Origin of the sequence: Bartonella sp. HY328 (assembly GCF_025449335.1) — a bacterium.
In the GTDB taxonomy this organism is placed as follows: Bacteria; Pseudomonadota; Alphaproteobacteria; order Rhizobiales; family Rhizobiaceae; genus HY038.
In genome coordinates, this window is the sequence record NZ_CP104883.1 from 2692592 (window position 1) to 2706558 (window position 13967).

Consider the following 13967-nt stretch of genomic DNA (forward strand, 5'->3'; position numbering starts at 1 on the left):
TTAATTCAAGGTTATGCTTACACCTGCACCAACACCCCAATCGCCGCCAGCTGTTGTTGCGGTAATATTAGACCGCACTTTACCGGTTTCAGAGGTATAACCCGCACCGAATGCCAATGCACCTTCGCTCTTCCAGAAGCCACCACCGGTAGCTACGCTGAATTTACCTGGTGTATCATCATAACGCAAGCTAGCAGCGGCAAGGCCGATTGCTGCACCACGACGGGCTTCTTTACGTGCATTTGTAATGCTGCTGTTAAGCTGGTTGAACTTCGTATCTGTATAGTAGTTAGACTGTTCTACAGAATTTTGTACGATATTGTCAACCTTTTGATCTGTGTAAGCTTTCGATTCATTAAGTGTAACTTGGGCTTGCTCTTTGGTGTAATCATAGAGCTGACCGCCATTAACTGCCTGTTTCGAACCTTTTTCAATCTTGCCATCAGCAACATTATTAATGGTTACTGGCTTACTTGCATCAGCACCCTTTAGACTAATCGAGTTGGTCTTGTTACCACTTGAATCCTTGTCATACATGACAGAATTGGTCGCAACATCGGTAACACTGGTTTGAATGCTATCGATTCTTTGGTTTGTATCCCAAAGCTGACCACCATTGACCGCATCTTTAGAGTTCTGGGCAACAGTACCATTTGCAACATTAACAATCTTGTTAGGCTGATTGTTCTTTGCACCAGCATTATAGCCACCAGCAGTCTCATCATAACGAAGAGCATTTGCATCGGGCCCAAGATTATTAATCTGATTTTGAACATCAGTAACACGTTGGTTAACATTATTAACACTGCTATTTACACCACCAAAGGCATCATTAACATTGTTATATGTACCATTGGTTTGCGTACCATTTGCACCGATCTGGCTAACAACGAAGGTTGGAGCTGTCCAAGTGCCATTGGTAAAGGCTGCACCACCACCAAAGAAGCTAGCGATTTGACTGTTGGAGGAGTATAATTGTCCACCTGTTACAGCATCGCTTGAACCCTCGGTAAGTGAACCATCAGCAATATTGGTAATCTTGCTCTTGGTTGTTACGCCATCCTTGGTATGGTTTGCACTAAATGCATTAGCTGTTTCATCCCAAACTAAAGCGTTTTTAGAAAGATCCGTTACAGTTGCCTTAACATTTTCAACCTTAGTGTTAACAGTGTTAACATTGGTGTTGAGCTGAGTAAGTGCATCGCCAACATTATCAAAGTTTGATACCAAACCATCAGCGTCGTAAGCAGTCACTCCGTCGACACTACCAGACCGGAAACTGACGCCTGAACTAATCGTTGAGATCTGATAGCTAGGTGCCTTACCGTTTGCCAAGTCTGCACCACCGCCAAGAGCAGCGGATGTAGTATTAGCAATGGTTGTGACACGAGTATTTGTAGTAAATAGCTGCGAGCCATTAATTGCATCCGTCGAAGTTGCACTTACTTCACCTGCAGCAACATTGGTGATCTTGCTTGCAACTTTAGTACCAGTGCCATTGTCATGAGCTGCACTAAATGCACCCAATGTAGCATCCCACATAAGAGCATCGTTATTGATACCAGCAATCTGACCCTTAATATCGGTAAGATTGGAGTTAACGCCGCCAAATGCTGAGCCAACATCACGATAAGCTTGGCCCTGAACATTATAGGTAGGCGCAGTGCCGCCGATAATGTCAGCCCCACCACCAAGATAGGTAGCTACACGTTCTGCATGATCATTAACAGTCGTTCTAACCGCTGCAATATTGGTGTTGGTTGTAAAGAGTTGCGAACCATTTACAGCATCAGTTGAATCTGCAGCTACACGACCTGACTTAACATTAGTGATCTTGCTTGCAACTTTCGTACCTGTACCATCGTCATGGGCAGCGCTAAATGCACTTAAGTCACTATCCCACTTCAAGGCATCGGTATTGATACTTGCAACCTGATCTTTAATATCGGTCAAGTTTGCATTAACACCGCCAAATGCTGCACTAACATTATTGTATTTAGTACCTTGAACATTGAAGCTTGGTGCAACGCCGTTTGCTACATCTGCACCACCACCAAGGTATTTATTGGTATTTTGTGCAACTGTATTAACACGGTCTGTAACACTTTCTACATTCAAATTGGTTGCATTTAGCTGTGAGCCGTTAACTGCATCAGTTGAAGACGCATTAACATTGCCTTCAGCAACACCAGTAATACGGCGCGCAACACTAGCACCAGTTGCATCAGGACGGGCAGCATTGTAAGCGCTTAATGAACTATCCCACATCAAAGCGTCTTTATTGACGTTAGCGATCTGGTTTTGAACATTAGTAAGGCTTGTGTCTACACCGTTAAATGCATCACCAACATTGCGGTAAGTGTCGCCCTGAACCTTATAGGTTGGTGCTTCACCGGTTTGAACATTGGCACCACCACCAAGATAGTTAGAGGTGTTGGTTGCAATATTGGTCAAACGCAAGCTGGTGTCATTAACATCCTGCTGAGTTTTCCAAAGCTGTGAACCTGTTACAGCATCGCTAGAGTCAGCTGACAAAGTACCGTCTTGAAGATGTGTAATCTTACTATTGGTCTTTGTGCCTGTACCCTTATCACGAGCGGCATCATATGCACCCTCGCCAACGCTCCACATCAATGCACTATTGTTAATCGTGCTGATTTGGCTGTTAACATTGTTAAAGGCTGCATCTACACCACCAAGTGCTGAACCAACATTATCGTAGGTACCGCCTTGTACTGAATAGCTAGGTGCTTGACCCGTTTTCACATCAGCACCACCACCAAGATAGCTGCTGGTATTTGCTGCAACTTGGTCAATATTGCTGTTGGTTGCGAAGAGCTGTGAGCCGTTAACTGCGTCTTTTGAAGTAGCTGACAAGGTTGCATCAGCAACATTGGTAACTTTCTTCGATGCCGCGTTAATACCTGAAGCTGTTACACTTGGACCATTGGCAATTGTAAGACCATTGGTATCGATGCTTGTATTACCAGCTTTGATGCTATCTGCAGTTACATTGGTTGCAGCTACATCTGTTGCAGTTACGCTATCAACAGTGATGTCTTTAGCAAGATCAAATGTTACATCACGACCATTAGCCGATTTGCTGACATTGATGTTGCTGCCGGACTTCAAGTCAACGCTGTCACCAGCACCCACTTTCGTGGAGTTTTGACCATCTGTTGTCAAGTTCCAACCAGAATTGCTTATAGCTGTATCCAATTGGCTCTTATTAACGGCGTCAGTTGCTTCTGTACCATTCGCAACATTGGTAATACGCTGTGCTGCACCATTACGGCTTGCACTAAATGCGTTTAGACCATCATTCCACTGCATGGCGTCGCGCTGCAAGGTTGCAATGCTTGTGCCGTGACCAGTTAAGGTTGAATCAACCGCAGTCAATGCACTACCAACATTGTTAAAGGTATTGCTACCGATATTATAGGTTGGCGCTGTATCACTAGCTAAGTCTGCACCGCCGCCAAGATAGAGGCTGGTCTTATCAGCAACATTTGCGATACGTGCCTGATTAGCAGTCACTTCCTTATTGGTTGCGAAAAGCTGTGAACCAGTTACCGCATCGCTAGATGTTGCAGACAAGGTTGCATCGCCAACATTGGTGATTTTACCCTTAGAAGTGTTGCCTGCTGCATCGGTACGCTGTGCGTTAAATGCATTTGTTGTTGCATCCCACTTCAAGGCATCAGTGCTGATGCTTGCAACATCATTCTTAATGCTGTTTAGGCTTGTATCAACACCACCAAATGCAGAGGTCGCATCACTATAAGTAGTACCCTGAACCTTGAAGCTTGGAGCAACACCTGCTGCTACATCTGTTGTGCCACCAAAATACTTATTGGTGTTACTTACAGCTGTACCAAGACGGGTATCAACATCAGCTACACGATTTTGAACATTGGTAACGTTAGTGTTGGTTGCATTGAGCTGAGCTCCATTCACCGCATCAGTTGATGTTGCTGATAAAGTACCAGCAGCTACACCAGTAATCTTCTGCGCAGCACCACCACGTGTTGCATCAAATGCATCTGTACCATTCCATTGCAATGCATTGGTCTGAAGACCTGCAATGTTAGCGGTGTTCGTTGCAATTGCTGCTTTGTTAGCTGTAACGTTAGTGTTTGTTGCATTAAGCTGAGCACCATTAACAGCATCAGTTGATGTTGTTGATAAAGTACCAGCTGCTACACCAGTGATCTTCTGCGATACACCATCACGTGTTGCATTAAATGCATCTGTACCATTCCATTGCAATGCATTGGTCTGAAGACCTGCAATGTTAGTGGTGTTCGTTGCAATTGCTGCTTTGTTAGCTGTAACGTTAGTGTTTGTTGCATTAAGCTGAGCACCATTAACAGCATCAGTTGATGTTGTTGATAAAGTACCAGCTGCTACACCAGTGATCTTCTGCGATACACCATCACGTGTTGCATTAAATGCATCTGTACCATTCCATTGCAATGCATTGGTTTTTAAGCCAGCAATGTCAGTGGTGTTGGTAGCAATTGCAGTTTTGTTAGCAGAAATTGCAGTCGTATTAGCTGCAACATTCGTATTGGTTGTTGTCAACTGACCAAAGTTTACTGCATCACTAGCAGCAGTACCTGCAGCAACATTAGTTACTTTTGTATTGCCAGCATCAATGCCGGTGCTTGTTACACTAGGACCATTCGCGATTGTTAGACCGTTATTGTTAAGTGTTGTCGAACCAGTTTTAACGCTAGTGAGGTTTAAGTCTTGTGCAACATCAAAGGCAACTGCATTGCTGTCGGCTGTTTTGGTTACAGTAAGATTACTGCTGCCTGCACGTAGATCAACTGTACCACCATTGCCGATCTTGCTACTGTTAGCACCGTTTGCTGTCAAGTTCCAACCGGTTGAACCGATCTTGTCATTCAGCTGAGCAACGTTAACTGCATCGGTGTTGTTTGTTCCAGTTGCAACATTGGTGATCTTCTGAGCTGTGCCGGTGCCATGACTTGCGTCATAAGCGCCAAGTGAAGAATTCCACTGTAGTGCATCGGTTTGAAGAGCAGTAATTGACGTTGTGTTATTGTTAATTGCTGTATTATGAGCAGTCAAAGTACTGTCAACTGCACCAAATGCGTCTGCAACAGTGTTCTTAGTTGCACCCTGAACACTAAAGCTTGGAGCAGTACCTGCTGCTACATCTGCACCACCACCAAGATATTTATTGGTATTGGAGACAGCTGTACCAAGGCGAGTATCAACAGCGGTTACACGATTAGCGACATTGGTCACATTCGTATTTGTAGTATTAAGTTGCTTACCATTTACTGCGTCGGTTGATGTAGCAGATACATCACCGTCGGCAAGACCAGTAATTTTCTGCGATACGCCATCACGTGTTGCATTAAATGAATCTGTACCGTTCCATTGTAATGCATTGGTTTGAAGACCAGCAATATTTGTTGTGTTAGCAGCAATTGCTGTCTTGTTAGCCGCCACATTTGTGTTGGTTGCGTTAAGCTGAGCACCATTAACTGCATCAGATGATGTTGTTGATAAAGTACCAGCTGCTACGCCAGTGATCTTCTGCGATACGCCATCACGTGTTGCATTAAATGCATCTGTACCATTCCATTGCAATGCATTGGTTTTTAAGCCAGCAATGTCAGTGGTGTTGGTAGCAATTGCAGCTTTATTAGCTGTAACGTTAGTGTTTGTTGCATTAAGCTGAGCACCATTAACAGCATCAGTTGATGTTGTTGATAAAGTACCAGCTGCTACACCAGTGATCTTCTGCGATACACCATCACGTGTTGCATTAAATGCATCTGCACCATTCCATTGCAATGCATTGGTTTTTAAGCCAGCAATGTCAGTAGTGTTGGTAGCAATTGCAGTTTTGTTAGCAGAAATTGCAGTCGTATTAGCTGCAACATTCGTATTGGTTGTTGTCAACTGACCAAAGTTTACTGCATCACTAGCAGCAGTACCTGCAGCAACATTAGTTACTTTTGTATTGCCAGCATCAATGCCTGTCTTGGTTACGCTTGGACCACCAGTGATTGTAAGACCATTGGTATTGAGTGTAGCGTCACCAGTTTTAACACTTGTAAGATCAAGATCTTTAGCAATATCAAAAGCTACAGTGCTACTATCGGTTGCCTTAGCAATGGTAAGATTGCTGCTGCCTGCACGAAGATCAACAGTACCACCGTTGCCGACTTTGCTTGCATTAGAACCATTAGCAGAAAGGTTCCAACCGGTTGAACTGATAGCTGTCGTTAACTGGCCAACATTTGCTGCATCGGTTGCACTTGTACCAGCCGCAACATTTGAAATGCGCTGCGGTGCATTGCTACCATGACTTGCATCATACGCACCAAGTGAAGAACTCCACTGTAGAGCGTCGGTTTGAAGAGCCGCAATTGATGTAGCCTGACCAGTAATGCTGGTGTTAACTGCACTAAATGCATCAGTCACGTTATTTGCAGTGCCGTTTTGGGTAGCAAAGCTTGGAGCAACGCCGCCAGCAACATCTGTTGTACCACCAAAATATTTATCGGTATTGCTTACAGCTGTCGTTAGACGATTTGCAACATTGGTTAGATTGGTGTTGGTCGTTGTCAACTGACCAAAGTTTACAGCATCACTTGCTGAAGTGCCTGCTGCTACACCAGTAATCTTTTGTGCAGCACCATTACGTGTTGCGTCAAATGAATCTGTACCATTCCATTGCAATGCATTGGTTTTAAGACCAGTGATATCAGTTGTATTGGCTGTAATTGCTGTTTTATTAGCAGCAATCGCAGTCGTATTAGCTGCAACATTATTATTGGTTGTTGTCAATTGGCCAAAGTTAACCGCATCAGTTGCAGCTGTACCTTGTGCAACATTGGTAATTTTTTGATTACCAGCATTAACACCAGTTGTTGTAACGCTTGCACCACCAGTAATAACAAGACCAGTATTATCAAGCTTAACATTACCAGCTTGGATACTATCAAGATCAAGATTACGAGCAATATCAAAAGTTACGTCATTGCTGCCTGTTGCTTTAGCAATAGTCAAATTGCTGCTGCCTGATTTTAGATCAACCGTAGCGTCTTTGCCAATTTTTGTAGAATTAGCATTATTTACGGAAAGATTCCAACCAGTTTGACCAATTTGCTCATTCAATTGACCAAGATTAACGGCATCATTGGTGTTGGTACCATTAGCTACATTGCTAATTTTTTGCGGTGCATTCGAACCATGGCTTGCATCATAAGCACCAAGATTTTGGTTCCATTGAAGAGCATTGGTTTGAAGCGCAGCAATTGATGTACCATGGCCTGTCAAGGCAGTATCAACTGCACCAAATGCAGAAGTTACGTTGTTGGTTGCATTGCCTTGGATGGTAAAGCTTGGTGCTGTACCTGCAGCTAAATCTGTAGAACCACCAAAATACTTATTGGCGTTAGTAACAGCTGTACCAAGACGAGTATCAACATCAGTCACACGGTTACCAACTGCAGTAACATTTGCATTGGTTGCGTTAAGCTGTGCACCATTTACAGCATCGGTTGATGTTGTAGATAAAGTACCCGCCGCAACATTGGTAATTTTTTGTGCTGAGGTTGTACCATGACTTGCATCATAAGCACCAGAAGTCGCATTCCATTGGAGTGCATCAGTCTGAAGACCTGTGATTGCAGTCTTATTTGCATTAATTGCATTTCTGTTGGTTGTAAGAGCAGTATCAACAGAAGTGAATGCATCGCCAACGCTATTTTTAGTTGCGCCTTGGATTGTAAAGCTTGGTGCAGTACCGCCAGAAACTGAAGCCCCACCGCCAAGATAACTATCAACGTTAGAAGCATAAGTTCCAACCTTGGTATCAAGAGCAGTAACGCGGTTACCAACAGCAGTTACATTGGTGTTGGTTGCATTAAGTTGCTTACCGTTAACTGCATCAGTTGATGTAGTTGATAACGCACCATCAGCAACATTGGTGATTTTTTGTGCTGTACCACTACCATGGCTTGCATCATATGCACCTGAAACTGCGTTCCATTGAAGTGCGTCTGTTTGCAGGCTAGTAATTGCAGTCTTATTTGCAGTTACATTATTATTGGTAGCGTTAAGCTGAGCACCATTTACTGCGTCAGTTGAAGTTGCGGACAATGTACCTGCTGCAACGCCAGTGATTTTCTGAGAACCGCCGTTACGAGTTGCATCGAAAGCACCTGTACCATCCCATTGCAATGCGTTGGTTTGAAGAGCGCCAATTGCATTAGTATTAGCTGTAATTGCTGTCTTATTAGCAGTTACATTGGTGTTAGTTGTATTAAGTTGAGCACCGTTTACAGCATCAGTTGATGTTGCTGACAACGTTCCTGCTGCAACGCCAGTGATTTTCTGAGCTGCACCACCGCGAGTTGCATCAAAGCTATCTGTACCATTCCATTGCAAAGCATTGGTTTGAAGATTTGCAATATTAGCATTGCTTGCAGCAATTGCAGTCTTGTTGGCAGTCACATTGGTGTTGGTTGCATTGAGCTGGGCACCATTAACAGCATCAGTTGATGTCGTTGACAATGTACCAGCAGCAACATTGGTGATTTTTTGAGCTGTACCACTACCATGACTTGCATCATAAGCACCAGAAGCAGAATTCCACTGTAGAGCATCTGTTTGCAAGTTAGTAATAGCTGTTTTGTTGGTAGCTATTGCATTTTTATTGGTAGTAAGTGCAGTATCCACGGCTGAGAAAGCATCACCAACGCTCGTTTTAGAAGCGCTTTGGATGGTATAAGTAGGTGCAACACCGGCAGCAACATCAGCGCCACCACCAAGATAAGTGCTTACATTATTAGCCTGTGTAGCTACTTTTGTATCAAGCGCAGTAACGCGATTGCCAACAGCAGTTACATTGGTATTCGTTGTATTGAGCTGCTTGCCATTCACCGCATCTGTAGATGTAGTTGATAAAGTACCATCAGCAACATTAGTGATTTTTTGCGCTGTGCCTGTACCATGACCTGCATCATAAGCACTTAGATTTGCATTCCATTGCAATGCATCACTTTGAAGAGCCGTAATTGAGTTCTTATTCGTGGTGACATTGGCGTTTGTAGCATTAAGCTGAGCACCATTTACAGCATCAGTTGAAGTTGCAGACAAGGTACCTGCAGCAATACCTGTGATCTTTTGTGACGCATTATTGCGTGTAGCGTCAAAAGCACTTGTACCATCCCACTGCAATGCATTGGTTTGAAGACCGCTAATTGCTGTCTTATTTGCTGAAACATTGGTGTTGGTTGCATTGAGCTGAGCACCATTTACAGCATCAGTTGAAGTTGCAGATAATGTACCTGCAGCAACACCTGTAATCTTTTGTGCAGCACTATTGCGTGTTGCATCAAAAGAATCTGTGCCATTCCATTGCAATGAATTGGTTTGGAGATCAGTGATAGCTGTCTTATTCGAAGCCACATTGGTATTGGTAGTATAAAGCTGAGAACCATTAACGGCATCTTTTGAAGCAGCAGATAATGTACCCGCAGCAACATTAGTAACCTTCAATGAAGCTGCATCAATACCAGTTGCTGTAACACTAGGACCATTAGCAATAGTTAAACCATTATTATTGATAGTTGAATTACCAGCTACAAGACTATTTGCTGTCACAGTACCTGTTGCAGTAACACTGGTGAGGCTCAAGTTCTTTGAGATATCAAAAGTAATATCATTGGTTCCAGCGGCACGAGCAATTGTAAGATTGCTACTACCAGCCAACAACTTAACGGTTGCGCCATTGCCAATAGCAGTGCCTGCTTCACTACCAACTGCCAAACTCCAAGCTGAAGAATTAATCGCATTGGTTAACTGGCCATAGTTAACAGCATCTGAACTAGCAGTACCATTTGCTACATTGGTGATTTTTTGAGCTGAACCACTACCATGACTTGCGTCATAAGCTAGTGAAGCACTATTCCATTGCAATGCATCAGTTTGCAATGCAGAAATATTAGTATTTTGCGTCGTCAACGTTGAGTTAACGGCACCAAAGGCAGAATTTACGTTGTTGTAGTTAGCGCCTTGAATAGCAAATGTTGGCGCAGTACCTGCAGCAATATCTGCACCACCACCAAGATAGGTGCTAGCGCGTGTTGCATAAGTACCAACCTTAGTATCAAGCGTGCTAACACGGCCATCAACGGTAGTTACGCGACCATCAACAGCAGTTACATTAGCATTGGTTGTATTAAGCTGCGAACCGTTAACTGCATCCTTAGATGTAGCAGACAGCGTACCATCAGCAACATTGGTAATTTTTTGCGCAGATGTTGTACCATGACTTGCATCATAAGCAGATGATGTTGCATTCCACTGTAGAGCGTCAGTTTTAAGACCTGTCAATGTTGTGTCAACAGCTCCTAAAGCAGCACCTACATTGCCATAAGCTGTACTTTGAATTGTAAAGCTTGGCGCAGTGCCAGCAGCAATATCTGCACCACCACCCAAATAGGTGCTAGCGCGCGTTGCATAAGTACCAACCTTTGTATCAAGCGTGGTAACGCGGCCATCAACGGTTGTTACATTAGCATTGGTTGCAAATAATTGTTTACCTGTAACTGCATCGGTTGACGTTGCAGACAATGTTGCATCAGCAAGATTAGTTGCTTTTTTACCAGCATTATCAATACCAGTTGTTGTTATGCTTGGGCCACCAGAAATGGTCAAGCCAGTTCCAGTTAAACTTGTTGTCCCAGCTGTATCACCAGATCCAACTGCAATCGCCACACCACTGGTTGAAACCTTTGTTTTACCAGCAGTTACGCTATCAATGCTAATATCTTTAGCCAAATCAAATGAAAGATTTGTGCCGCTTTTAGCAACAGTTAAATTTGTGCTTCCAGCGCTGAAATCTACAGTTGCGCCGCCGCCAACAGATGTTTTGCCGGTTGCATCGCCATTAGCGGACACATTCCAAGCAGAACCAGACTGAACGGCCTGCAACTGGCTATAATTAACCGCATCATTGGCACTGGTACCAGCAGCAACATTGGTAATTTTTTGAGCTGATTTTGTGCCACTACCAGCTGAATCATAGCTAGCATCAAATGCTTTTGTGGTTGAATTCCACTGCAAAGCATCTCTTTGCAAGTTAGAAATATTACCGGCATTGGTGGCAATATTAGTTGCGTTGGTCGCAATATTTGTTTTGTTTGTTGTAATTGCAGTATCAACAGCTGTGAAAGCATCACCAACACTGGTCTTAGATGTACCCTGAATTGAATAGCTAGGTGCTTTATTATTTGCAATATCTGCACCACCACCAAGGAACGTATTGGTACGAGTTGCATAAGTACCAACCTTAGTATCAAGAGTAGATACATTCGTATTGGTAGTATTTAACTGCGAACCGTTAACAGCATCTTTTGATGTAGCCGAAAGCTCACCATCAGCAACGTTCGTGATTTTTTGAGCAGTCTTTGTACCGCTACCATCAGAATCATAACTAGCATCAAAAGCTGACAAGCTAGAGTTCCATTGTAGCGCATCTCTTTGCAAGTTAGACACATTTGTATTGGTTGCAAAAAGCTGCTTACCTGTCACTGCATCAGTTGAAGCTGCAGATAAGGTTGCATCAGCAAGATTAGTAGCTTTTTGGCCTGCGTTATTAATACCGGTAGTTGTAATACTTGGACCATTGGCGATTGAAAGACCAGTACCAGTCAAACTTGTTGTGCCAGATCCAACCGTAATAGCAAGACCACTTGTTGTTAACTTAGAATTACCAGTTGTGACACTTGTGATATTGATATCTTTAGCAAGATCAAAAGTTACATTATTATTGTCTGCACCTTTTGATACAAGCAAATTCGTACTACCAGCACTTAAATCAATAGCACCAGCAACACCAACATTGGTTGAATTTTCACCGCCTGCTGTTAAATTCCAGCCCTGTGCTGCATAGTCACGTAATTTGCTAAGCTGTGCAACATTAACCGCATCAGTACTAGCAGTACCAGCAGCAAGGCCAGTAATTTGGCGAGTAACGGTTGAGCCATCACCAACGCTTACCGCACCATTTGTGGCAACCCATGCACCACCAGTTGTAGTTGATGCTTTATTTGTGAAAGGATCAAGACCAATGCCGCCAGCAGCTGTCGAAGCTTTGGAAGATGAGCCGATAGCAACACCACCGCTAGCTGTAACAGAGGCTGAATTACCAAGAACAAAGCCATCAGCAACATTGACGCTACCATTATTACCGATGATACGAGCGCCGGCACCAGCTGTTCCGATATTGCCATTATTACCAAAAATACCGGCATTAGCGCCAGCAATCGTATTATCATTACCTAAAGAATATGAACCATCACCAGTAATCGTGGTTGGATCACCAATTGCACCAGAATTTGCACCACTTACATTATTACCAACACCAATTGCAATTGACTGCGCACCACTAGCGGTCGAGCCATTACCAACAGAAATGGCGGAAGCACCACTTGCAGTAGAACTTAAACCAATAGCAACGGAAGAAGCGCCACTTGCAAGCGATTGCCCTGCAATAGCCACTGAATCTGCACCGGTTGCCTGCGCACCTTTTGTGGCATTACCACCAAGCGCAGTCGCACCAACACCACTTGCTAAAACACCAGCATCCGTCGAACCGTTTGCAGTAGAACCAAGAGCCGTCGCACTAATACCTGTCGCTTGCGCGTTTGAACCAATAGCAACAGTATTTCTGACAGAAGCATTAGAAAGCGAACCTAAAGCAATAGCATCATTAGCCATAGCTTTAGCTGAAATACCAATAGCTATAGTACCACCGGCATTAGCTGTGGAACGCTGCCCCATAGCGACACTACCGGTACCATTAGCTAAATTGTTAGACCCTAATGCTGTAGAATTTAAGCCAAGAGCCTTACTATTACAGCCAACGGCAAAGCTATTTTGACCAAATGCTTGAGTTTGATTTGCAGATTGAGAAGCACTACCGGCATATGTAACATTACCAAAGGTCTGAGCAGCACCCTGCCAAGTAATAACACCAGTATTCGCCCCCTTATTGCTGTTATAACCGTAATTTCTAGCCGCAGTCTCAGCACCAAATCCATACATACCACCAAGATTAGTATCACTATTGGTACCATAAACACCGCCGTAGACATCATCACCCGACCAAATAGAGCAGTCACCATCACCAACAAACGCAACAGCATTATTACTGGCAGAAGCCCCACCCCCACCGGACACACCAGCGGAAGTTGCAATACCATTTTCACTAACACGACCGCCCTGCGTAATATCAGAAATAGTAATAGCACCCTGAGCATTTTGCACAGAGGAAACAGCAATAATAGAACCAACAGATAATACCGCAGCAGCAGCAACACCAGCACTTGCAACGCCAGACAATAAGCTTTCGCGACGACGATGACGATTTTCAACCGCTAAAGAAATAGTCTTATTCTTAATAGTTTTTGTCATTTAACCCACCCAATGTAGATACACATATAAATTATAAACTACGCATTCACGCAGAAACTCATAAATAAAATTAAGTCAGTGCAACCCAAGACACTCTGCCAAGAACACACTTGAACTAGACTCACTTAAGTATGCTGAATCACAAATGCGTGATTCATTACACTTCACCACCCGCAAAACGCCGAAAACCTCGAACATAACCACGAGTACAACTTTACTTCCATAAAGTTACAGCTGTGTATATTTGATTAACATAATTTAATATTTCATGCAATAATGCAAAATAATACAAATATATAATAAATATATAATATTAAAATTTAAAAAAATATAATTTTATAATATAGATGCAAATAAATACCTAAAAATTTAACTAGATAATTAGATTATTAAATTTTAACCAATTGAAATTCAATAAATAGATAAATTAATATTTTGATATAATTTAAATTTATAAAAAATTTAGAAAATTAAATAATAATATTAGAACATTCAAA

1 protein-coding gene is annotated in these 13967 nt (G+C 43.0%); it reads right to left on the reverse strand.

What is annotated here, in order from left to right:
- Complete coding sequence (locus tag N5852_RS11535) at positions 1-13470, reverse strand: YadA-like family protein (protein ID WP_262097930.1); 13470 nt, start codon at positions 13468-13470, stop codon at positions 1-3.
- Between the last annotated feature and the right edge of the window lie 497 nt (positions 13471-13967).